Below are 21,005 nucleotides of genomic sequence, written 5' to 3'. Positions count from 1 at the left end.
GGGGACGAAGGTGTCTAACACCATCTGGACGATGTAGGCGGTGTCTCCGGCGTCGAATCCGACGTCCCCGGCCACGACGTACACCACGGTCGTCGCCGGGACGATTATCACCGCGGCGCGCTGAATCGCCAGCAGTACCGACTTCGGCAGCGGCGGCTTGTCGTCGAGTTCGTACTCGAGGTCCATCTCCCGTCCCGTTCGGTCGACATCTGTGGCTGCCAGGTTGCGAACCGCCGCACAGAAGGTCTCGCAATCGCGATCAAATTTCGCTGACTACAGCCACTATCTATCCACTATCGTGTACAGAATCTGGGATCGTGTCGGCCTCGACGGAGTCAGGCACGTCGTGGACGATCACCTCGCCGTCCTCGACGGTGATGTCGAGGAGACTGGTCGCCTCGTAGGGGGTGTCGTCGAGCGCGGAGTCGCCGACCTTCCGCATGACGACGACGACGTCGACGATCTCGGCGCCGATCTCGTCGAGGGACTCACAGATCGCGGCCAAGGTACCGCCCGTCGAGAGCATGTCGTCGAGGACCACCACGCGGTCGCCCTCGGCGACGTCGTTGATGTACATCTCCGACTCGGAGTACCCCGTCTCCTGGTGGAGCGACACCTCGCCCTCGAGCCCGTAGGGGCGCTTGCGGATCACCACGAGCGGAATGTCGGTCTGGAGCGAGACCGCGGTCGCGAGGTGGATCCCCATCGCTTCGGGGGCGACGATCTTGTCGACCTCGAGGTCGGCGGTCCGCATGACCTCGACGACGACCTCCCGCAGCAGCGCGGGCTCGAGCTGGGGGACGCCGTTGCTGATCGGGTGCACGAGGTACTCGTAGCCGTCCTTGTCGATGATCGGTGCGTCGTCGAGCGAGGCGAGCAGGCGTTCCATAGCGTGGGTTCGGCCAATCCGAGTAAAAGCTGTTCGTTCTCGGAAGCCGACCGACGGCCGCTATCGGCCGAGAATCCACCAGTTCTCGAGGCGATCCGTCACGACGTCGGTGACGTCGGTGAGGTAGGGGAGTCCCCAGCGCGCGACCACGATCGCGCCGATCGTGTTGAACACGATATCGGTCATCGTATCGTCCAGTCCGTGCTGGGCGAGGGGCATCTCGAGGCCGGTGTAGGCGGCGACGACGTCGAACCCGAACTCGCCGATCTCCCAGAAGACGCCGAACGCGAGGACGAACACCACGATGGTTCCCGGAACGAGCTCCGGCGGCAGGTGGATCTCGTCGCGGTGCTCGTCGAGGGTGCGGACGGCGACGTAGCCGACCGCGCCGACGAGCGTCGCCGAGAGGGGGTGGGTGAGGTTGTGCCACCAGAACGACCGGTCGTAGATATAGAACGAACCGATCGCGTGCATGAACACTACCGTCGTGATCCAGAGGGTGAGCCCCGCGTCGAACGGGATCCCGTACCGCCGGCGGAGCAACGTCGGCAGGAACGTCACCGCGAGCATCGCGGCCGCGTTGGAGATCACTCCCGGATCGAACGTGACGACTCCGTAGCCGAGGATCGCAGCCATCCCGAGCCGCAGCACCTGGACGAGCCCGTGCTGGGCGCGTCCGGAGATCGGAAGCCGTTCCTCGAGGGGTGGGTGGCCGTCGATATCGGCTTCGCTCGCAAAGACGTCCTCCTCGATCCCGTCGACGGGCGCCGAGACGAGCTCCTCGCCCGGGAAGCGACGGTAGTAGCGATCGAAGCAGGCGCCCGCGAGGAGCCCCGCAATGGTCGCGACGATCAGGAGCCACATCGCCTCCGTATTGCTTGCGAGGAGGTCGGTTCCCGCGACGAGATCTACCGTCCACGTGAGCACCGTCCAGGTCGCCGCGACCGCCGCCGACAGCATCGTGACGAACGCGATCGCGAGCCACCGCTCGAGGCGAATCTCGGTCAGCGCGTGCACCTCGAGCGTGAGCGCGAGCGCGATCGTCGCCGCGCCGCCGTAGATGACGAGCTGGCGGCTCCAGAGCTCCGGTGCGACGATGGCGGCGAGCAACGGTGCGATCGCGGCCGCCGTCACTTCCCAGGGGAGGGCGGCACGCGTCGACCGGAGCGCGATCAGAGGGACGACCGCGACGGTGACGACCGTCGTGGCGAACAGCACCTCGTGGACGCGCCCCTCGAGGAGCGCTCTCGCGCCGATGAGGACCACGGCGACGATCGCGAGCCAGGAGATCGCGGCGTTCGACCGCTCGCCGTGAAACGCGCGGGTTGGTGTTCGTGACATCGTCGGAGGGGTCGTTCGTCTCGCGTCGCAGACGAGTGGCAGCGACGGCGACGGTGGCGAGTTCGGATTTCGGTACGTTCGATTCGGAAGAAAGCGCGGGGCTTGCAGAGTCCACCCCGGGAAACCGTTACGGCTCCCGCCCCGAGCGTGGTCCCCTCCCGTGAGTCTGCGACCGACGGTGGACGCTTGCTCGAGCGCGCGACGGCCATATCCGACGAGCGGTCGAACAGGACCCAACCGATGATGGCGCCGACCCACGCGTTCGCGGGACTCGTGCTCGCTGCCGTTCTCGCGCTCGTCGCGCCGCAGTTCGCGTTCGTCCTCGCGGTCGCGGCGATCGCCGGCGGCGTCTTTCCCGATCTCGATCTGTACGCGGGCCACCGGCGAACGCTTCACTTTCCTGTCTACTACTGGCTGCTCGCGGTACCGGCATCCGTCGTCGCGGTGCTCGTCCCGACCGACGCGACCATCGCCGTCGCGATCTTCCTCCTCGCGGCCGCGTTGCACTCGCTCATGGACGTCTTCGGCGGTGGCCTCGAGCTGAAACCCTGGCGGGAAACGTCCGACCGGGCGGTCTACAGCCATTACCACGGCCGCTGGCTCGCGCCGCGGCGCTGGGTTCGGTACGACGGCGCGCCGACCGATCTCGCGCTCGCCGGCGTCCTCGCCGTTCCCGGGCTGGTGGTCTTCGACGGGACCGTCCGGACCGCCGCGATCGCACTGCTTGCGGTCGCGGTCGGATACGCGCTCGTCCGAAAACCCCTCGTCGTGGTCGCCGAGTGGCTGCTCGAACGACTCCCCGAGCCCGTCCTCGAGTCCCTTCCCGAGCGGTTCCTGCCGATCGAGGACTCGGACCTCGAACGGGTCAGGGACTGAGGCGCCCGTTCGGCCACGGGAACGCCGGACCGTCTCCGCGAGCCCCGCCGTCTCGACCGTCGACCGTGCTCCCGTGAGTCGGGCGGGTGATTACGAGCGGTGCTGGGATCCGAGGTCGTCGGCCGCGATGATCGCGTCGCGGACCTCGTCGACGCTCGCGTCGAAGGCGTTGTGAATCGTCTCTCCCTCGGCGAGCGCGGCGGTCGCGACGCGCTCGAGGTCGTCCTCGGCGGGATCGTCGACGCCGAGTTCGCCGAGCGTGACGGGAAGCTCGAGCGCGGTCGAGAACTCGATCACGTCGTCGACGAACGCGTCGTCGCGTCCTTCGAGGACGAGCTGGGTAATGATCCCGAAATTGACCTTCTCGCCGTGGGTCGCGTGGTGGGTATCCTCGAGCTGGGTGAGCCCGTTGTGAACGGAGTGGGCGGCCGCGATGCCGCCGTTCTCGAACCCCAGGCCGCTCAAAAGGGTGTTGGCCTCGGTCACCGCTTCGACGCTCTCGGTGACGATCCCCTGCTCGACGGCCCGCACCGCCGAGCGGCCGTGTTCCCGCAGGAGGTCGTAACAGAGCCGAGAGAGCGAGTGGGCGGCGTGGGTCGGTCCCTCGTCGAAGAAGTTCTCGCCGTCGGCCCGCCGGACCGCGTCGGCCTCGAACCAGGTCGCCATCGCGTCCGCGATCCCCGAGCTGAAGAAGCGAACGGGAGCCCCCGCGATCACCGCCGTGTCGACCAGCACCAGATCGGGGTGGTCCGTGTAGAACCAGTAGCGTTCGAACTCGCCCTCGTCCGAGTAGATCACCGAGAGCGCCGACGTCGGTGCGTCCGTCGAGGCGATCGTCGGCACCGAGACCATCGCCCCGCCCGCGTTCTCCCGGACGGCCTTGGCCGTATCGAGGGCTTTCCCGCCGCCGGCGCCGACGATCGCGTCCGCGCCGGCATCGCGAGCGATCTCGGTGAGGCGGTCGATCTCGGTTTCGGAGGCTTCGCCGCCGAACTCCTCGAGGACCGGTTCGACGTCGGCGTCCTCGAGGCTCGCCTCGGCCCGATCGCCGACGATCTCGAGGACGTCCGCGTCGGCGAGCACGAGCGCCGACTCCGCGGCGGGCTCGAGGCGGTCGCCGAGCTGGTCGAGGGCGTCGCGGCCCTGTACGTACGCTGCCGGTGATTTGAACGATCGAATCATGCGAGGATCTCGCATCACGCAGGAACAAATAGGCGTTTCCTCGGAAACCGACAGGTCCGAGATGGACGATCGGGGATACCACTGTTAGGCCCGCCCGTTAGGTGCGTCGTCGACCTAATCGCTGTAATGACCGAGGTTTCCGTAGTCGGCGGCGGGATCGGCGGGCTCACCGCGGCGCAGGAACTCGCCGAGCGCGGGTTCGACGTGACCGTCTACGAGGCCAACGACCGGTTCGGCGGGAAGGCCCGTTCGATGCCGATCGACGACCCCGACGGACTGCACGGCGAGCACGGGTTTCGCTTCTTTCCAGCGTTTTACCGCCACGTCGTCGATACGATGGAGCGAATTCCGGACGGAACGGGTAGCGTCGCCGACAACCTCGTCGAGACCGAGGCGACGCTGATCGCCAGCACCCACCGCCCGGATCAGGTCGCCGAGACCGGAAATCCCGAGTCGCTCCGCGAGTGGCTCGAGGCGCTCCGGCCGGCGTTCGCCGAGGACCTGCCGTCCGAGGACGTCCGGTTCCTGCTCGAGCGGCTGGCGTACCTGCTGACCGCCTGCGAGAAGCGCCGCGAGGAGGAGCTCGACGACGTCTCCTGGTGGGAGTTCATCGACGCCGAGAACCGCTCGCAGGAGTTCCAGGATCGGCTCGCCTTCGCCACCCAGTCGCTGGTCGCGCTCCGACCGGAGGTCGGTAGCGCTCGAACGATCGGGACGATCTACATGCAGCTGCTGTTCGGCCAGCTCGATCCGAGCAGGCCGACCGAACGGATCCTGAACGGACCGACCAACGAGGCCTGGATCGATCCCTGGGTCGCGTACCTCGAGGACCTCGGCGTCGAGTTCCACCCGGCGACGCCGGTCCGCGGGTTCGAGGTCGACGGAGGACAGGTCGCGGGCCTCGAGCTGGTCGACGGGAGTCGGGTTCGGAGCGACGAGTACGTCCTCGCGGTTCCCGTCGAGGTCGCTCCCGAGTTCGTGACGCCGGAGCTGGCTCGGGTCGCGCCCGAGCTCGACCGGATCGACCGCCTCGAGACGGCCTGGATGAACGGGATCCAGTTCTACCTCCGCGAGGACGTCGAGCTGACCCGCGGCCACCAGGTGTACGCCGACGCCCCCTGGGCACTGACGTCGATCTCCCAGCGCCAGTTCTGGACGGGGTACGATCTCGACGAGCGCGGCCCCGACGAGGTCGAGGGCGTGCTCTCGGTGATCGCCTCCGACTGGGATACACCCGGAATCGTCTACGGCAAGCCCGCGCGGCGGTGTTCCCGCGAGGAGATCGCGACGGAGATCTGGGAGCAGCTCAAGCGCCACCTCGACGGTCCCGAGACGCGGCTCACCGACGACCTGCTGGTCGACTGGTTCCTCGATCCCGCGCTCGTCGAGACTGGCGGTGTGTCGGGGACCCGTGGCGAGGCCGTCGAGGGCGTCGAGAACCGCTCGCCGCTGCTGATCAACACGGTCGGTGCACTGCGAAACCGGCCGCCCGCGGACGTCGGCGTTCCGAACCTGACGATCGCGAGCGACTACGTCCGGACCAACAGCGACCTCGCGTCGATGGAGTCGGCCAACGAGGCCGGGCGCCGGGCCGCGAACGCGATCTGTCGGCGCCACGGCGCTCGCGAGACGGCGCGGATCTGGGAGCTCGAGGAGCCCGCGGTGCTCGAGCCGTTCAAGCGCCAGGATCGGATCCGGTACCGCCTCGGGCTGCCCCACCCTGGGGAAGTGACCCAGTCGCTTCGACGGGTGACGGGCCGGCTGAGCGGTCGGGCCTGACGGGCCGCGAAAGCGTCCGCTCGGTATTTTGGTGATCGCCGTCGAACGTCTCCGTATGGCTACCGACGAAACGGCCGTCCGAACCCTACTACTCGTTCTCGTCGTCCTGTTCTTGCTGCCGGTTTTGCTGATGCTGCTGGCCGTTCCGATGATGGGGCTGTGGGGAGGCGGTCACATGTGGACCTGGAACGGAACCGCAGGGATCGGGTGGCTCGCAGTCTTGTTGTGGCTGTTCCCGCTGGCGGTGATCCTCGGCGTCGGCTACTTGCTGTATAGGGCTCTCGTCGGCTCCTCGAGCCGTCGCTCGGATCCTGCACTCGAGGAGCTGCGAGTCGCGTACGCTCGCGGGGAACTCTCCGACGAGGAGTTCGAGACGCGTCGAGATCGGCTCCGGCGCGAGGACGAACGGCCCTGAACCGCGTCGCTCGATGGCAGTAACGCATCAGACCGCACACCGGTCACGAACGCGAGTTCCAGCCCCATCGCCGTTCAGTCCGAGCGGCTGGTCACCCGCAGTTCGCCGTCGACCTCGTAGAGGTAGCCCCGCTCGAGCAGCCGCGTGATCGCGTGCTCGGCGTCGACCCGCTCGAGTGCGAGCTCCTCGATTTCGGTGAGGATCGAAACCGCCCGCTCGCGGTCGATCGACGGAACACCGTCGTGGTCGGCGCTCGAGTCGACGATCCGGGTCGACAGCACCTCGTACGCGTCCGTAATCCACGTCGGAAGCGGCGGGCGCGGGTTGTCAGTGAGAGACACAGTCAACTCTCCGTTAACTATACTTATCAACGTCGTACTACTTAATTGTACCCGCCGAATTCGTGTCGTGCGCACGCCAGCGTCCGATCAGGGCTGTTTCGATCCGATATCAGTATCTTCGTGTTCGGTCTCGCCGTGTTCCGCCAGTTTCTGCTGGGAGTCGAAGGTCTCCTGGCAGACCGGACAGGGGAACGCGCTCGATTCCTCGACGTCCTCGTCGTCTCGCGGGTCCATTACCATGTGCGTTCGTCACAACATCGTCCATAATAATTGTGAACGTTGCACACGAGGGTGTGGTCCGGTCGCCGGTTCGATTGTGGGGCCGGTTCCGGCGCGGAATCGAGCGCAGACGACTCGTCGTCGCGTCGAGGACCAGTGGGGCCGGTCTCTCGAGCAGTCCTCAGTGACCGACTCGCGCCGGATCGGGACGTTCCGACCGCGTTTATTGATCGAACTAAGCTATTAGTCCTATTCTGACTTCTAATTCATCAACTGACAAAGACCACAAATCTTTACCTCATCCGTTCCGGAGAGAGTCGGTAGATCATGCAACGACGTACCGCGCTCAAGTCGATAGCGGCGACGGCGACCGGACTGGCGTTTGCGGGGACCGCCAGCGGCGACGACGACAACTACCGACCGCGGGGGCCGTGGGGGACGACCGACGATCAGGAAAAACTGCCCTACGCCTCCTACTACACGAACGAACAGCTCGCCGACCGCCTCCAGGGGCTCGACCGCCGCAGCGACCGCCTCGAGCTCCGCCAGATCGGCGAGTCCGCCGGTCGCGAAGATCCGATCTGGGAGGTGCAGATCGGCGATGGCGACGAGAGTCTGCACATGATCAACGGGATCCACGGCGACGAGCCCTCGGGGCTCGAGGCCACCGTCCAGGTTCTCCAGACGCTCGCGATGGGGAACTCCCCGGAGGTCGCGGACATCCTCGACGAACTCTCGCTGACGATCATCCCGGATATGAACCCCGACGGCAACGAGTTCCGCGGGGACGACGGGCTGGCTGAGGGGAATAGCTCCGACTTCTACCAACGGCGGGCGAACACGACCGAGTGGGACGGCGAAACCGCCGAGATGCCGAGCTACTATTACGACCACTGGGACGTCCCGGGCTACGACCTCAACCGGGACTTCCCGGTTATCCCCGACTTCGATCCCGACGAAGACGAGAATCTCGGTATCTGGGATGGACGTTCGTACGGTATCCCGATCGACGAAATCGACCTCGAGTCGCAGGTCGATGACCCCCCAGAGGTCATCTGGGGAAGTGGGCTGAACCTCAATCCCGAAACACGCGCCACCATCGACTCGTTCCTCGAGGCCGATCCCGACTGGGCCTTCACCCACCACCACCAGGGGACCCCGATCGATCCGGACTCGAGCGACGAGAACGGCCCCGACTGGCAGACCTCGATGAGCGTGATGGCTCCCCAGGGCGCGGCCTACGGCGACGTCTCCGACGACATCGACGGTCCCGAGGACGGCAACGTCTTCATCACTGAGGACGCCGAGAAACGCTCGCTCCAGTCGGCCGTACTGGCCAAGGACGCGGCGGGACTCGCGGGCGGCGGTCGGATCGACAAAGTCAACCGCTTCCCCTACGGGCCGCTGTGGGGGAGCTACGAGGAGGTGCTGCCGCTGTACACCGACGCCGCGGCGCTGCTGTACGAGGTCTCCCACCAGAGCGAGGAGCGCGGCCAGAAGGGCGAAGGGTTCAAGGTCAAACTCACCCGCGACGTCTACCTCGAGACCTTCCGCCGGATCGCCGACGGTTCGATCCACGATATCGACGAAATGCGCTACTTCGACGAGATGTCGGTGCCGACCGAGAACGCCGAGAACCCCCACACGCAGTAAGCGGTCCGGGCGTGGGCCCTCGGCTCCGGACGACCGTTCAGGATCGGCGCCGGCTGTCGGGCGCAAGCGCGTCGTCGTACACCCGCTCGAAGAGCGCCTCGAGTTCGTCCCGGGTCGGCTTTCGGGGATTGTTGTCCGGCGAGCCCGAGTCGAAGGCGTCCTGGGTCATCCCCGGGACGACGTCGAGGTACGTCTCGCGGTCGGGAACCTCGCCGAACTCGTCGAGGTAGCCGGTGAGCGAGATATCCTCGCAGAGCTGTTCGACGCCGTCGCTGGCCCACCGTGCGGCGACGCGGTCGGGGTCGCCCTCGTCGGCGACCCCGAGCATCCGGGCCACCTCGGCGTACTTTTTGGGCGCGGCCAGCTGGTTGAACTCGACGACGTAGGGGAGGATGAGCCCGTTCGCCAGCCCGTGTGGGATATGCAACTGTGCGCCGAGCGGGCGGGCCATCCCGTGAATGAGTGCCACCGACGAGTTACCGAAGGCCTTGCCGGCGTGGAACTGGCCGATCATCATCTCCGAGCGGGCCTCGATGTCGTCGCCGTTGGCCCAGGCGGCCGGTAGCGAGTCGACGATGCGTCCCATCGCGTTGCGAGCGTACTCGTCGGTGAGCGGGTAGCTCTCGACCGAGGTGAACGCCTCGATAGCGTGAGCGAAGGCGTCGATTCCGGTGAACGCGGTGTGGCTCTTCGGGAGCGAGCGCGTCAGTTCGGGGTCCTCGATGGCGACGTCTGGAACGATGTTCTCGGAGACGATGATGAACTTCGTGGCGGTGGACTCGTCGGTCAGCACGGCCGTCCGGGTCGTCTCGCTGCCGGTTCCCGCCGTCGTGTTGACCGCGATAATCGGCGGCGCCGGATTCGGCACGCCTTCGTAGCCCGCCTTGTCGACGCCGAACTCCCGGAGGTCGCCGTCGTTGGCCGCGAGGATGCCAACCGATTTGCCGACGTCGATGGAGGAGCCGCCCCCGAGCGTGACGATGACGTCGCAGTCTCGGTCCTCCCAGACCTCGAAGGCGTTCTCCACGTTCTCGACCGTCGGATCGGGCCTGACGCCGGTGTACAGCGCCGTCTCGACGCCGCTCGCCTCGAGGTTCTCGACGATTCGCTCACCGTGAATGTCGTAGATCATCTCGGAGGCGACCACGAGCGCCGTCTCTCCGTGTCGGCCGGCGTACTCGCCGACCCGCTCGCTGGCGTCGACGCCGAACAGCGTCTTTCCCGGTGAGACCACAGTGCGCGTTCCGTGCGTGAGCTCGGACATGCGTTGTGCCAACGCAGAGCGCGTTCAAGAAGGTTCTCCATTATAAATAACAACAGGAGTTGTTAATCGAGGGTCGGAGCCGTTCACCCGCCGGTCACGGGCGGCGTGATCGAGAGCGTGTCGCCGTCGGCCAGCTCGGTCGCGCCGCGTTCGAGGTGGGTCACGTTAGTCCCGTTTCGTAACACCGTGACGCTCCGAGCGATCGTCCCGTCGTCGGCGAGCAACGTCCCCTCGAGGTCGGGATGGTCGTTCTCGAGCGTGGCAAGCACGTCCCGAACGGTCGTTTCCGGGTCGAACTCACGAGTCGTCGTCCGCTCGCCGACGGCCTCGCGAACCATCGCGAAGTACCGGAGTTCGAGCTCCATCAGTCGGCGACGCTCTCGGCGACGTCGGCCAGGTCGAGTCGATCGACGGTGTCGGTCGTCGGGTGGCCGTTGTCGTTCCAGCCGCGGAACTCGTAGTACTCGTCGAGCATTCCCTCGAGCTCCTCGGGCGGGCAGTACATCCCCTCCGAGGGGCCGTCGGGAATCGGCTCGTGCATCGTCCGGTGGGGGAGCGTGTCCGTCCCGCGGTCGGCGACGCCGCGGGCGACGTTGATCAGGCGTTCGACGTTGTAGATCCGCTCACCGATCGCCTCGACGTCTTCGGTCGAGAGCTCCCAGCCGGTCGCGAGGCTGATCGCCTCCGCGTAGCGCTCGTTGACCCGGGCGCCCCAGCCCGCTTCGCTGACGAACCGACACTGAGTCAGCGAATCGCCCAGCGCGGTGAAGTGCTGGGTTCGGGCGGCGAACTCGGGGGTTCCCTCGGTCGTCTCGTCGTGGTTGCCGTCGTACTGGAGGGTGGGTCGGGTGTCGTGGTGGGAGCCGCCCCGCGTCGCCGTCGCGTAGCCGATGCTCATCCCCTTCAGTCCGCGCGCGGAGTGGGCCGCGAACTCGAGACCCTTGGCGCCGTAGAGGTAACGTTCGGCCTCGTCGTCGAGCGACTCGGCCAGCCGGAACGAGCCCTCGGCGAGGTCGTCGCCGAAGTCCTCGCGCTCGGCCGTCTGCCGGGCGAGTTCGACCAGCCCGTCGGCGTCCCCGAACTCGAGGTGGGGCGAGTCGTCGTCGTCGAGCAGTCCCTTCTCGTAGCACTCCCGGGCGAACGCGACCGTGACGCCCCACGAGATCGTGTCCATGCCGAGGCGGTCACAGAGGTCGTTGGCCTTGATGACGCGCTCGGGGTCGTAGACCTCCTGGAGCGTCGCCGTCCCGAACAGCGATTCGAACTCCGGGATCTTCCCCTCGGTGATCCCCTCGGCCTCGACCGAGACGTGCTTGCCGCACTTGACCGCGCAGTTCGAGCAGGTGGTGTCCTCGGTGACGTACTCCTCGCGCAGGGTCTCGCCGCTTACCGCCTCGGCGTCCTCGGCGTCGGCCTGCTCGGTCTGCATGTTCCGATGGCCGAGTTTCCCCATCTCGTTGATCGGGTTGACCAGCCCCGCGGTGCCGTACTCCTGGAGCATCTCGGTCTCGTCCATCAGCCGCCCCATCTGTTGAACCGCCCGCCCCTGCAGGTCGCCGGCGGGTTCCGGCTGGAAGTCGCCGCCCTGGACCGCGATGGCCTTCACGTTCTTCGAGCCGAGTACCGCGCCTGCGCCACCGCGGCCGGCGACGCCCTCGCGCATCTTCGATTCGTGGACCAGACAGGCGTACCGGACCTGGTTCTCGCCTGCCGGCCCGTTCGCGAGGACGTGCGTGTCGTAGCCGACGTCCTCGCGCTCGCGGATCTCCTGGCACGTCTCGTAGGTCTCGGTTCCCTCGAGGCCGTCGGCCGACTTCACCTCGGCCCCGTCCTCGTCGATGAGTACGTAGGAGTGTTCCTCAGCCGTCCCGTGGAGAACGACCACCTCGAACCCGGTCGTTTTCAGCGCCTGCGGTAACGTACCGCCGAAGGTCGAATCGAAGAACCCGTTCGTCATCGGGCTCACGAAGCCGACGACGCCGCGCGACGTCGACTGGAACGGGGTGGCGTTCATCGGCCCGACCGCCAGCGCCAGCACGTTCTCCGGATCGAACGGATCCGCGTCAGCGGGCACGTGTTCGGCGACCTGTTTGGCGACGAACCCGTTCCCGCCGAGGAATCGCCGGGCGTCCCGGGGGTCGATCGATTCGATCTCGCTATCGCCGGTTCCGAGGTGGACGTGCAGGATCTCGCCGCCGTACACCGAGGGGAGCGTCTCGGACATTGATACGAATACCGTACGGCGGAGGCCCCCTTAATTCATCGGCGATGTTCCCGCGTGCCGAGTGGATTGCGACGGCCCCCGGTGTGTCGAGGGGACCCAGTGGACTCCTGCTCGGTTAACACAGGGGGTGTCCGCTCGCCCACGCACGCACTGGACTTTTCCGGACGGCCGCGGTACGTTCTCCGTGACTCGACTTTCGACCATCGTCATCCTCGTCGGCGTCGCGAGAGTCGTTCCGCTCCCGCCCCCGCTTGGGATCGTGCTCGGTGCCCTCCTGACCGTCGTCGGCGTCGGACTCAGACGGTTTACCGAGAACTGATACGTTCGCCGAGATAAGCCGGCCCCAGAGCCAAGTAGCTCGTTCTCGAATCGATCCATAGAATGAGCGAGGGGCGAGACCTGCCCACGGTCCTCTTCGATCCCGAAGTAAACAGATCGATCAACGAGGCGCTGCCTCGGGCCGTCGTCGAGGCCTTCGGAGTCATCACCACCCTTGGTGACGGGGCGACGCTGGTCGCCGTCGCGGCCCTGCTGTACTGGTTCGGCGCCGCCGAGGACCGCCACGATCGGGCGATGGTGCTCGCGATCGCCGTCACGACGCTCGCGCTCGTCGCCGGACTCAAGGGCATCCTCGAGGTCCAGCGCCCGCTGTACGCGGCCGAGCCACCGCTAGCCTTCGCCCCGGAGACGTACCCGGGCTGGAGCACACCCAGCGCCCACGCGATGGGCGCCGCGTCGGTCTACGGCGCACTGGCCGTCGTGACGAACGTCGGGAAACGCTGGCAGCGGTACGCGGTCGCGGCCGCGTTGATCGTCGCGATCCCGTTCTCGCGGGTCGTCCTCGGGGTTCACTACGTCGGCGACGTCATCCTCGGCGTCGCGCTGGGACTCGCGCTCGTCGCCGTCGCCCTCCGGATCACGAACCGATCGGTCACGCCGATGTTCGCACTCTCGCTTGCGATCGCGGTCGGGGCCTTCCTGCTCGGCTCCGAGGAGTACACGACGATGGCGATCGGGGCATCGCTTGGCGGACTCGTGACGTGGCCGCTCCTCGAGGACCGGAACGCCGAGCCGCTTGGGGCATCCGTGCTGGCGCTCGGCCTGTTCGTGCTTCCGTTGCTCGCGGTCGTCAGGCTGCTCGACTTGCTGATCGCCGTCGAGGGCGGGTTCGTGATCGCCGAGACGGTGACGGTGAGCCTGCTGGCGATCCTCGAGACCGTCGGGTTCGCAGTCGCCTTCGGGGGCGCGATCGCGGTGCCGTTCGTCGCGACTCGGTTCAACGACTCGAGGGTGACTCGGACACTCCAGACCGCGTTGCCGTTCAGCGGGCGGACCGTCGACGCCGACGCCGTCGGTGAGGAACCAACACCCGAGGAGCGGACCGACGACTGACCGACCGCGGCCGGTTCGATTCGGCGAGCCGGCGCGACCGCCCGCTCCGAACTCGCGGCGATTCGGGAGGGGCTACGGTAGAGCTTTGCGTCCTCGCGACGAGGGCCGGTATGGCGATCGAGGCCTCGTTTACCGCGACGGAGGGGGAGTTTCCGCTCGCCGAAGTGTTCTCGAAGTTCCCCGCTGCTCGGATCGAGCTGGACCGGGTCGTCCCCACGAACGATGTACTGATCCCGTACTTCTGGCTCAAGCAAGAGGACTCCGCAGAGATCAGTTTAGAAGGGATCGACCACCCCGGGATCGACGGCCTGCGCGTCGTCGACGACGTCAACGGAGAGCTGTTCGTCCGCATCGACTGGGACTTCGAGTACGAGAGCGTGCTGACGGCGATCCTCGAGACCGACGTGGCGCTGGTCTCGGCCGTCGGCAAGGAGGGGGAATGGACGTTCGAGGTCCGCGGGACCGAACAGCAGGACGTCTCGGCGTTTCAGTCCTACTGCAAGCGCCACGGCATCCCGGTGGAGCTGACCCAGCTCCACGCGCTCTCGCCGCTCGAGTCGGGCCAGGAGTACGACCTCACCGAGGCCCAGCGGGAGGCGCTGACGCTGGCGTACGCCCGCGGGTTCTACGACTCCCCGCGCGAAGTCACGCAGAAGGAGGTCGCCGACGAACTCGAGATCTCCCGACAGGCGCTTGCCTCCCGCCTCCAGCGCGGAACCAGACGGCTGATCGCGAGCACGTTGATCGGACGGTCGGACTGATCACTTATAAACACGTTACGAAAGTAAAAGTTAAACTCACCACCGCTCCGTGCTAACGGTACCACGTGATGCGAAACGAGCGCCAGGTGTCGACCCGGTTCGGCGGTGTCGACGCCACGGTCGGGGAAGGGGAACTGCTCGAGGGGGACACCAGCGACCGCAAGCAAGCCAATGGGTGAGTCGGACGAGCAACCGGGATCGAACGGCGAGCAGGTGGTCGAACGGGAGGAGACTTACGAGCACGAACGACACGGCGAGGTCGAGGTAACCGGGATCTGGAAGGGCGTCGAGGAGGTCGACGGCACGCGCGACGCCAACGAGAACGACGTCTACATCGTTCGCTACTCCACCGAGGAGGACGGCAGAGAGGTCGACGAACTCACCGACACGCTCGACGAGTTTCTCGAGGCGCTCGAATAAGCCCGCGCGTTCAGTAGGGGAGACGTCGACGGATTTGCGTTCCCCCGCTTTTGCTTCGTTCGGATCGGGCCGTTACCAGGAGCCGAAGCACTCCCGAACGCTATCCACACCGTCGTACGCCTCGAGCACCACCGACTCGAGCGGGTGATAGCGCTATCTGTCTCGAGGTCGAAGGAAACTGTATGAGTGTAGACACGATCCTGGTGACCGTCGGTGAGGAGGATCGGGGCCGCACCGACGAGATTGCCAGCGCCGTAATCGACGTCGCCGCCCCGGTGGACGCGACGGTCGTGCTCGTCCACGTCCTCACCGAGGAGACGTACCAGCAGGCGGTTTCACAGACCGAAGCGGCGAGCGACGAGGAACCCCTCGAGTGGGTACAACGGTGGTCACGGACGGAACCGGCCACCCAGCCGGGAATCGAGGGCGACGTTCCGGAATGGGTGAAAGCGTGGTCCGAGCGCGGCGACGCCGCGGAACGGGCCGAGTCGCCGTCCGTGGAGGGAATCGAGACGGTTCTCGAGCGAAAGGAACTGATTCGGGAGTTCGCGGCGGCCCTCGAGGAGGACGGCATCGACTACGAGATCCGCGGCGACGTCGGGGAACCGACCGAGCGGGTCCTCGCTGCGGTCGAGGACGTCGATCCCGACTTCGTCGTGGTCGGCGGCCGCGATCGCTCTCCCGCCCGGCAGGCGCTGTTCGGCAGCGTCTCCCAGGAGATCTTGCGATCGGTGGACCGCCCCGTGATCTCGGTTCGGAAATCCGGTCGATCGTAGCGTGGGTCGCGGACCGTCGTTTCTCTCGGTGTCGGCATGTACTACGGCGTCGTGGACGTTGCCCCCGAGACGATCGACAGCCCGGCGGCCACGAGCGCGAGGTACAGCCGATCGACGCCAATGGCCGTGGCGACAACGAACCGCGAGCGATCGATCCCCCGAGTGAGCCGAGGGTCTCGCTCGTGTTTCCGTGGTCGATTCCCTCGAGTGGACGAAGCGTCAACCAGAGTCGGATCCAGCCCCGTCCGAGAGTCGACCGATGACAGTAACGGGGGTTGACTGGAGCGAGCTGGGCTGGCATCGAGAGCGTGATACGAGGCGTAGAATATCCACTTCCGATTATTCGAGCGTTAGAACACTGCGAGAGTTTATGTCGGGCCGAAAGAACAGTAGCCCACTGCACGCTCTCTTCGGCCCACACCACCAATGACCTCCGAATTTCCACACCTGTTCGACACTGGACGCATCGGCCCCCTCGAACTCCGAAACCGCCTCGTCATGGCGCCGATGGGGACGAATTATGCCACCGCCTCGGGAGAAGTTACCGACCGGCTGCTCGACTACTACGCGGAACGTGCGGCCGGCGGTACCGGGCTCGTCACCGTCGGTACCGCGGCCGTCGAGTACCCTCGAGGACGCGCTATCGTCAACCAGCTCTCGATCGCTGACGACAGTCACGTTCCGGGGCTCTCGAAGCTCGCCCGGCGTATCAAACAGCACGGGGCGAACGCGTTCGTACAGCTCCACCACGCCGGCGGCGGGACCACGGTGAAGAAAACCGGCGGCCCCCGACCGGTCGTCAGTTCGAGAGTCGAGAACGCGTACAACGCTCGGGATCCGCGGGTTCTCGAGACCGACGCAGTCGAATCGACGGTGGAACGCTTCGTCGACGCCGCAAAACGCGCACGGAAGGCCGGATTCGACGGCGTGGAACTGCACGGCTCGCACGGCTACCTCATCCAGGAGTTCCTGTCGCCACGGAACAATCGGCGGGACGACCGTTACGGGGGCGACCTCGACGCTCGTATGCGGTTTCCGACAGAGATCGTCGAGGGGATTCGGGACGCGGTCGGCGACGACCTCGCGCTGTCGTTCCGGCTGAGCGCCGACGAGTTCGTCGACGGCGGCTACGGCCTCGAGGAGGCCACACGGATGGCCGAACAGCTCGCCGCGGCCGGCGTCGACGCCTTCAGCGTCACGGTTGGCGCCTACGGCGTGCCGACCCGCGTCCTCGAGCCGATGAGCTTCGAGGAAGCCTGGCGGTCGCAGTACGCCGCAACGATCGGGGAGACCGTCGACGTCCCTACCATCACCGTCGGGGTGATTCGTCAGCCGGAGACGGCCGAGACCGTACTCGCCGACGGCGACGCCGACTTCGTCGCCGTCGGCCGGGGTCACATCGCGGATCCACACTTCGCGCGCAAGGCCCGGGAGGGACGCGTGGCGGAAATCAACCGGTGTATCGGCTGCAACATCGGCTGTATCGGCGAGGGGATCTTCGCCGACAGGGAGCTGGGCTGTACGGTCAATCCGACGGTGGGCCGCGAGCGGGAGTTCGCCACCCTCGAGCCCGCACCGGAGCGCCAGCGGGTACTCGTCGTTGGCGCCGGCCCGGCGGGGCTTCAGGCCGCTATCCGAAGCGCCGACCGAGGACACGACGTCACACTGTACGACGCGGCTGAGGAGGTGGGCGGCCAGCTCCACCTCGCGGCCGCCCCGCCCGGAAAGGGTAAAAACGGATGGTATCTCCAGTATCTGGAGCACCAGCTCGAGCGTCGTCCGGTCGACGTTCGGCTCGGAGCACGCGTCGATCGAGCGACAGTGGAGGCGGCCGACCCCGATGCCGTCGTCGTGGCGACCGGTGCCAGTCCTCGCGGGATCAGTGTTCCGGGAGCCGACAGATCCCACGTCGTCCAGTCGTGGGACGTCATCGACGGCTCCGTTTCGGTCGACGACGAATCGGTGGTCGTCGTCGGTGGCGGCGACGTGGGCTGTGACACGGCCGGGTTCCTGGCCGATCGGGGCTGTGAAGTCACCGTGATCGAGCAAACCGATCGGATCGCGCCGGACAAGGAACGGATCAGCCGTATCGACGTGCTTCAGGCTCTCGAGTCGAACGACAACGTCGCACTCGTCACGGGAGAGACGGTGTTATCCATCGAAGAGGAGAGCGTGACCACCGTCCGTCCCGACGGCTCGGAGGCCGCCTACGAGGCCGACCGAGTGGTGCTTGCGGTAGGACACGAGCCGAACGACGGCCTCGCCGACGAACTCGAGGAGTACCCCGCGCCTGTCTACGTCGTCGGCGACGCTCGGGAGTCCCGGGACGTCTACCGCGCGACCCTCGACGGCACCGAGGCCGGCATCTCGATCGGCGATCCGTACCGGACCTTCAGCCCGCAGCCGTGATCACGTCCGGTAGCTCGCGGCGCCGGTTTTCGGCGGACAGATCCAGGTAGCGCCCGTTCTGCTGTTCTCGTCAAACGCTTTCCTCCCGACCCCACGAGTTCGAAGAGCCTGGGACCGAATCCCGCTCGCCGAACTTCGAGCGACTGGATCGCACCGGACCGATCCACGATGCTGAAAACCGGACCACGATACTATGATCGACGCCAGCCTACGTCACTGCGATGTCGTATCCGATCCGCGTCGCAGACGTCATGAGCACGCCGGTGGTTACAGCTGCGCCGAAGGAGACGGTCGCCGACGCCGCGGGGACCCTCCTCGAGAAGGAGATCAACTCGGTCGTCCTCGTCGAGGACGACGAGGTCGTCGGCATCGTCACCGGAACGGACCTCATCCGGGCGCTCGACCGGAGCGAGTCCCCGCGCGAAAAGCTACTGGCGGACGTCATGTCCGCGCCGGTCGCGACGACCGATCCGGCCGCCGAACTCAAAGACGCCCTCGAGACCATGCACGACCACGGGGTGGCGCGGCTGGTCGTCGTCGAGGACGGTCGTCTCGTCGGCCTGGTGAGCACCGACGACGTGATCCGGTACGCTCCACAGGTCTTTCACCGTCGGACGCTCACTGCCGACGCCGAGTCGGCGCCCCAGTATCACGCCAGACAGGAGACCGAGTACGAGCACGCCGACTGGACGTTCGAGTGTTCGACGGTCTCCGCCGACGGGCTGAGCGTTGGCGACCGGGCGGAGTTCTCGAAACCCATCTCCGAGGCGGACGTGCGGTCGTTCGCGACGGCGTCGGGCGACACCAACCGACTCCACCTCGACGAGCGCTACGCGGGCGAGACGCGATTCGGCCGACGAATCGCCCACGGGACCCTCGTGAGCGGGCTCATCAGCTCCGCCCTCGCCAGACTCCCGGGGGTCACCATCTACGTCTCCCAGGACCTGGCGTTTCTGGGGCCGGTCGATATCGGCGAGCGCGTCACGGCGGTCTGTGAGATCGTCGGCGAGATCGGCGACCGAAAGTTCGAACTGACGACCGACGTCCTCGATTCGGACGGCGAACGGGTCATCGAGGGGGAAGCGACGGTGCTCGTCGACGACGCACCCGAGACGGCGACCGTCGAGGTCGAGACGATCGCCTAGGGAGGGTCATCGTCGCGGAGTGCCGTGGACTCGAGATCGCTCAGGATACGGACACGGACTCTCCTGTGTCCCGCAACGCGCGGACCCCGTAGTAGAGCCCGCCGACGACCGTCGCGATCCCGTAGCAGACGACAGTGAAGGGAATCCAGTAGACCCAGAGGGAGTACTGCGGGAGCACGTAGCTCCCGACGACGGTCATCGCGAGCAAGAGTGCGTATCCCGGCGCCGCGAACGGCGTCATCAGCCGGGTGTCGAGAACGCCGAGGGCCAGGGGGACGAACAGCAGGCAGAACGCGACGACCGTCGCCGGCCCGAACAGGACCCGAACCGCGAACTCGCGATACTCGTTCATGCGATCCGCTCGAGACCGTAACGCTCCAGCAGTCGTTCGGTGAGCGCTTCCGTCCAGCGCACCTGCGTCGCCGGATCGAGCATGAAGTCCGTGAGTTCGACGAGGAAACCGGGTCGCTCGAGATCGCCGCCGACCTTGTGGATCAACAGCGGGTTCGAGCCGGTTAGCGTGTTCCCCATCGTGAACCGATGGGGGAGCATGAGCCGCGGGACGTGTTCGTCGTTCATCTGTTCGATCACCGCCCTGGCATCGGCGGGGGCGTCGCCCGCTCCCGTCGGAAAGATCGCCTGCCCGACCCACTGGTTGTGGGTGTCGTAGATCCCTCGAGAGCGATGCAGGTCGAGCACGACGTCCGGGTCGTAGCGTTCGACCTCCGCCCACAGCGCCCGTGCGAGTTCGGTCGTCGGCTCCTCGCCGGAGGGAAACTTCCGGTTCAGGTCCCCCTCCGGACCGTCGCGGGTGTTTCGCTCGACGGCGACGATCTCGGCCCAGGGGATCACGACCAGCGTGCCGCTGTCGACACCCCAGCCGATGATCTCCTCTGCGGCTCGATACCCGTTCGTTTCGCCGCCGTGGATCCCGCCGAAGACGATCGCCGTCGGGCCCAACTCGGGGGCCTCGAGTTCGAACAGTGGCGTCTCACGGTCGGTTCCCTCCATGATCGGGTGCGTCTCGAGGTCCATCGACGAGTGGGGGGACGGGGGCTCGCTCGGTCCCGACGGCTCGCCCCTCGATCGGAGGACGCTCGCGCCCGCAACCAGGCCGACGGTCGCGGCCCCGGCGCCGAGCACCGTCCGTCTCTTCATATCGTGTTAGACCTCTCGAGCGCGCAAATATAAATGATATGTCGTCAGTCCCGATCCGAGATCGCAACGGATTTCGATCGCGTATGAACTGTCTGCGGTATCGAGAGTGTGCAGCTCGCTTCAATATCCATATCGTCGGCAAACCGAGCGGGACGTGAGTTCTCCGGCGGTACACTGATCTGTCGCCTCTCGCTATCGACCGTATGCCAATCGAGGACGACGAGGAACTCCGGCGAATTCTCGGATACGATCGCGTCGCGGTCGTCGGTGCGTCGACGTCGTACGAAAAAGCGGCGCACATCGTCCCGGCGTATCTCCAGCGCCACGGGTACGAGCTACTGCCGGTCAATCCGACCGCGGACGAGATCTTCGGCGAACACGCGTTCGATTCGCTCGCCGACGTTCCAGAGCCGATCGATATCGTCCAGATCTTTCGGCCTGGCGAGGAGGTTCCGGGGATCGTCGAGGAGGCGCTCGATCGCGACGACGTCGTAGCAGTCTGGATGCAGCAGGGAATTCGGAACGACGAGGCTGCACGGGAAGCGGAGACAGCGGGGGTAGACGTCGTTCAGGATCGCTGTATGAAGGTCGAACACGGGCAACTCATCCGTAATCCGATGAAGTGAACTGTTCGTTCGTACTATAAATACCTCCGGAGTCCACTATGAGAAGCACAAAAACTGTAACAAAGTGGACTGTTTTACAGGCGGGACAGGCCGAATGCCCATCTGGTGCCGAAGGATTCCCCTCTCGAGCCCGTT

The 21,005-nt window shown here is 66.4% G+C and carries 22 protein-coding genes and 1 pseudogene; 12 read left to right on the top strand and 11 right to left on the bottom strand.

Annotated features, from left to right (window positions below; genetic code table 11):
* Positions 1 to 15 precede the first annotated feature (15 nt).
* The 3 genes and pseudogenes from QA609_RS06390 to QA609_RS06380 all read right to left on the bottom strand — a co-directional run.
* Positions 16 to 209: pseudogene (locus QA609_RS06390) on the bottom strand (purine permease); the annotation flags it as partial.
* A gap of 77 nt (positions 210 to 286) precedes the next feature.
* Positions 287 to 889, bottom strand: coding sequence for a hypoxanthine/guanine phosphoribosyltransferase (gene hpt, locus QA609_RS06385; RefSeq protein ID WP_278301754.1), 603 nt, complete (start codon positions 887 to 889; stop codon positions 287 to 289).
* Positions 890 to 949: 60 nt separating this feature from the next.
* On the bottom strand, positions 950 to 2,230 hold the full coding sequence (locus tag QA609_RS06380; protein WP_278301753.1) for a hypothetical protein: 1,281 nt from the start codon (positions 2,228 to 2,230) through the stop codon (positions 950 to 952).
* A 240-nt stretch (positions 2,231 to 2,470) separates the two neighbouring features.
* On the opposite strand from QA609_RS06380, the gene QA609_RS06375 reads away from it, so the two are divergent.
* On the top strand, positions 2,471 to 3,106 hold the full coding sequence (locus QA609_RS06375; RefSeq protein ID WP_278301752.1) for a metal-dependent hydrolase: 636 nt from the start codon (positions 2,471 to 2,473) through the stop codon (positions 3,104 to 3,106).
* A gap of 90 nt (positions 3,107 to 3,196) precedes the next feature.
* Here QA609_RS06375 and QA609_RS06370 read toward each other — a convergent pair whose 3' ends face one another.
* Positions 3,197 to 4,288, bottom strand: a complete 1,092-nt coding sequence (locus tag QA609_RS06370; protein WP_278301750.1) for a glycerol dehydrogenase — start codon at positions 4,286 to 4,288, stop codon at positions 3,197 to 3,199.
* A gap of 126 nt (positions 4,289 to 4,414) precedes the next feature.
* Here QA609_RS06370 and QA609_RS06365 point away from each other — a divergent pair, with 126 nt between their 5' ends.
* A complete protein-coding gene (locus QA609_RS06365) occupies positions 4,415 to 6,067 on the top strand; it encodes an FAD-dependent oxidoreductase (protein WP_278301749.1) in 1,653 nt (550 codons plus the stop codon).
* A gap of 55 nt (positions 6,068 to 6,122) precedes the next feature.
* Positions 6,123 to 6,482, top strand: a complete 360-nt coding sequence (locus QA609_RS06360) for an SHOCT domain-containing protein (RefSeq protein ID WP_278301748.1) — start codon at positions 6,123 to 6,125, stop codon at positions 6,480 to 6,482.
* 74 nt (positions 6,483 to 6,556) lie between these two features.
* On the opposite strand, the gene QA609_RS06355 is transcribed toward QA609_RS06360, so the two are convergent.
* On the bottom strand, positions 6,557 to 6,823 hold the full coding sequence (locus QA609_RS06355) for a hypothetical protein (RefSeq protein WP_278301747.1): 267 nt from the start codon (positions 6,821 to 6,823) through the stop codon (positions 6,557 to 6,559).
* Positions 6,824 to 6,910: 87 nt separating this feature from the next.
* Positions 6,911 to 7,063, bottom strand: a complete 153-nt coding sequence (locus QA609_RS06350; RefSeq protein WP_278301746.1) for a C2H2-type zinc finger protein — start codon at positions 7,061 to 7,063, stop codon at positions 6,911 to 6,913.
* Positions 7,064 to 7,369: 306 nt separating this feature from the next.
* Between QA609_RS06350 and QA609_RS06345 the strand changes: the two genes are divergently transcribed.
* On the top strand, positions 7,370 to 8,695 hold the full coding sequence (locus QA609_RS06345; RefSeq protein ID WP_278301745.1) for a M14 family zinc carboxypeptidase: 1,326 nt from the start codon (positions 7,370 to 7,372) through the stop codon (positions 8,693 to 8,695).
* A gap of 37 nt (positions 8,696 to 8,732) precedes the next feature.
* On the opposite strand, the gene QA609_RS06340 is transcribed toward QA609_RS06345, so the two are convergent.
* From QA609_RS06340 to QA609_RS06330, 3 genes are all read right to left on the bottom strand, one after another.
* Entirely contained in the window at positions 8,733 to 9,959 is a 1,227-nt protein-coding gene (locus QA609_RS06340; RefSeq protein WP_278301743.1) for an iron-containing alcohol dehydrogenase, read from the bottom strand.
* A gap of 83 nt (positions 9,960 to 10,042) precedes the next feature.
* Positions 10,043 to 10,324 (bottom strand): ubiquitin-like small modifier protein 1, encoded by a 282-nt coding sequence (locus QA609_RS06335; RefSeq protein WP_278301742.1) that lies wholly within the window; start codon positions 10,322 to 10,324, stop codon positions 10,043 to 10,045.
* Positions 10,324 to 12,183, bottom strand: a complete 1,860-nt coding sequence (locus tag QA609_RS06330; RefSeq protein WP_278301741.1) for an aldehyde ferredoxin oxidoreductase family protein — start codon at positions 12,181 to 12,183, stop codon at positions 10,324 to 10,326. The genes QA609_RS06335 and QA609_RS06330 overlap by 1 nt, the downstream gene beginning before the upstream one ends.
* Positions 12,184 to 12,367: 184 nt before the next feature.
* Between QA609_RS06330 and QA609_RS06325 the strand changes: the two genes are divergently transcribed.
* The 7 genes from QA609_RS06325 to QA609_RS06295 all read left to right on the top strand — a co-directional run bounded on the left by QA609_RS06325 (position 12,368) and on the right by QA609_RS06295 (position 19,086).
* Positions 12,368 to 12,502, top strand: coding sequence for a transporter (locus tag QA609_RS06325; RefSeq protein WP_278301739.1), 135 nt, complete (start codon positions 12,368 to 12,370; stop codon positions 12,500 to 12,502).
* A 62-nt stretch (positions 12,503 to 12,564) separates the two neighbouring features.
* Positions 12,565 to 13,575, top strand: a complete 1,011-nt coding sequence (locus QA609_RS06320; RefSeq protein ID WP_278301737.1) for a phosphatase PAP2 family protein — start codon at positions 12,565 to 12,567, stop codon at positions 13,573 to 13,575.
* 110 nt (positions 13,576 to 13,685) lie between these two features.
* Positions 13,686 to 14,336, top strand: coding sequence for a helix-turn-helix domain-containing protein (locus tag QA609_RS06315; protein WP_278301736.1), 651 nt, complete (start codon positions 13,686 to 13,688; stop codon positions 14,334 to 14,336).
* A gap of 171 nt (positions 14,337 to 14,507) precedes the next feature.
* Positions 14,508 to 14,756 (top strand): hypothetical protein, encoded by a 249-nt coding sequence (locus QA609_RS06310; protein ID WP_278301734.1) that lies wholly within the window; start codon positions 14,508 to 14,510, stop codon positions 14,754 to 14,756.
* A 182-nt stretch (positions 14,757 to 14,938) separates the two neighbouring features.
* Positions 14,939 to 15,532, top strand: a complete 594-nt coding sequence (locus tag QA609_RS06305) for a universal stress protein (RefSeq protein ID WP_278301733.1) — start codon at positions 14,939 to 14,941, stop codon at positions 15,530 to 15,532.
* Between the two features lie 426 nt (positions 15,533 to 15,958).
* On the top strand, positions 15,959 to 17,941 hold the full coding sequence (locus tag QA609_RS06300; RefSeq protein ID WP_278301732.1) for an FAD-dependent oxidoreductase: 1,983 nt from the start codon (positions 15,959 to 15,961) through the stop codon (positions 17,939 to 17,941).
* Positions 17,942 to 18,162: 221 nt separating this feature from the next.
* On the top strand, positions 18,163 to 19,086 hold the full coding sequence (locus QA609_RS06295; RefSeq protein ID WP_278301731.1) for a CBS domain-containing protein: 924 nt from the start codon (positions 18,163 to 18,165) through the stop codon (positions 19,084 to 19,086).
* Positions 19,087 to 19,126: 40 nt separating this feature from the next.
* Here QA609_RS06295 and QA609_RS06290 read toward each other — a convergent pair whose 3' ends face one another.
* Together QA609_RS06290 and QA609_RS06285 are read right to left on the bottom strand one after the other, a co-directional pair.
* The gene (locus QA609_RS06290) at positions 19,127 to 19,438 is read right to left on the bottom strand and encodes a hypothetical protein (protein WP_278301730.1); all 312 of its coding nucleotides are present in this window, start codon (positions 19,436 to 19,438) and stop codon (positions 19,127 to 19,129) included.
* Entirely contained in the window at positions 19,435 to 20,244 is an 810-nt protein-coding gene (locus QA609_RS06285; RefSeq protein WP_278301729.1) for a succinylglutamate desuccinylase/aspartoacylase family protein, read from the bottom strand. The genes QA609_RS06290 and QA609_RS06285 overlap by 4 nt, the downstream gene beginning before the upstream one ends.
* Before the next feature lie 203 nt (positions 20,245 to 20,447).
* On the opposite strand from QA609_RS06285, the gene QA609_RS06280 reads away from it, so the two are divergent.
* Complete coding sequence (locus tag QA609_RS06280; protein WP_278301728.1) at positions 20,448 to 20,870, top strand: CoA-binding protein; 423 nt, start codon at positions 20,448 to 20,450, stop codon at positions 20,868 to 20,870.
* Positions 20,871 to 21,005: the final 135 nt, after the last annotated feature.

This window comes from Natronococcus sp. A-GB7, from assembly GCF_029688865.1.
Lineage (GTDB): Archaea > Halobacteriota > Halobacteria > Halobacteriales > Natrialbaceae > Natronococcus.
The sequence above is the reverse complement of the archived record's forward strand: the minus strand, read 5'-3'. Positions and strand labels throughout refer to the sequence as shown.

Excerpts from the sequence above, each read along its gene's own strand:
- QA609_RS06280 (WP_278301728.1), top strand. The coding sequence starts at position 20,448 with ATGCCAATCGAGGACGACGAGGAACTCCGGCGAATTCTCGGATACGAT.
- QA609_RS06340 (WP_278301743.1), bottom strand. The coding sequence starts at position 9,959 with ATGTCCGAGCTCACGCACGGAACGCGCACTGTGGTCTCACCGGGAAAG.
- QA609_RS06375 (WP_278301752.1), top strand. The coding sequence starts at position 2,471 with ATGATGGCGCCGACCCACGCGTTCGCGGGACTCGTGCTCGCTGCCGTT.
- QA609_RS06345 (WP_278301745.1), top strand. The coding sequence starts at position 7,370 with ATGCAACGACGTACCGCGCTCAAGTCGATAGCGGCGACGGCGACCGGA.
- hpt (WP_278301754.1), bottom strand. The coding sequence starts at position 889 with ATGGAACGCCTGCTCGCCTCGCTCGACGACGCACCGATCATCGACAAG.
- QA609_RS06360 (WP_278301748.1), top strand. The coding sequence starts at position 6,123 with ATGGCTACCGACGAAACGGCCGTCCGAACCCTACTACTCGTTCTCGTC.
- QA609_RS06310 (WP_278301734.1), top strand. The coding sequence starts at position 14,508 with ATGGGTGAGTCGGACGAGCAACCGGGATCGAACGGCGAGCAGGTGGTC.
- QA609_RS06315 (WP_278301736.1), top strand. The coding sequence starts at position 13,686 with ATGGCGATCGAGGCCTCGTTTACCGCGACGGAGGGGGAGTTTCCGCTC.
- QA609_RS06305 (WP_278301733.1), top strand. The coding sequence starts at position 14,939 with ATGAGTGTAGACACGATCCTGGTGACCGTCGGTGAGGAGGATCGGGGC.
- QA609_RS06365 (WP_278301749.1), top strand. The coding sequence starts at position 4,415 with ATGACCGAGGTTTCCGTAGTCGGCGGCGGGATCGGCGGGCTCACCGCG.
- QA609_RS06350 (WP_278301746.1), bottom strand. The coding sequence starts at position 7,063 with ATGGTAATGGACCCGCGAGACGACGAGGACGTCGAGGAATCGAGCGCG.
- QA609_RS06330 (WP_278301741.1), bottom strand. The coding sequence starts at position 12,183 with ATGTCCGAGACGCTCCCCTCGGTGTACGGCGGCGAGATCCTGCACGTC.
- QA609_RS06285 (WP_278301729.1), bottom strand. The coding sequence starts at position 20,244 with ATGAAGAGACGGACGGTGCTCGGCGCCGGGGCCGCGACCGTCGGCCTG.
- QA609_RS06380 (WP_278301753.1), bottom strand. The coding sequence starts at position 2,230 with ATGTCACGAACACCAACCCGCGCGTTTCACGGCGAGCGGTCGAACGCC.
- QA609_RS06320 (WP_278301737.1), top strand. The coding sequence starts at position 12,565 with ATGAGCGAGGGGCGAGACCTGCCCACGGTCCTCTTCGATCCCGAAGTA.
- QA609_RS06335 (WP_278301742.1), bottom strand. The coding sequence starts at position 10,324 with ATGGAGCTCGAACTCCGGTACTTCGCGATGGTTCGCGAGGCCGTCGGC.
- QA609_RS06290 (WP_278301730.1), bottom strand. The coding sequence starts at position 19,438 with ATGAACGAGTATCGCGAGTTCGCGGTTCGGGTCCTGTTCGGGCCGGCG.
- QA609_RS06295 (WP_278301731.1), top strand. The coding sequence starts at position 18,163 with ATGTCGTATCCGATCCGCGTCGCAGACGTCATGAGCACGCCGGTGGTT.
- QA609_RS06300 (WP_278301732.1), top strand. The coding sequence starts at position 15,959 with ATGACCTCCGAATTTCCACACCTGTTCGACACTGGACGCATCGGCCCC.
- QA609_RS06370 (WP_278301750.1), bottom strand. The coding sequence starts at position 4,288 with ATGATTCGATCGTTCAAATCACCGGCAGCGTACGTACAGGGCCGCGAC.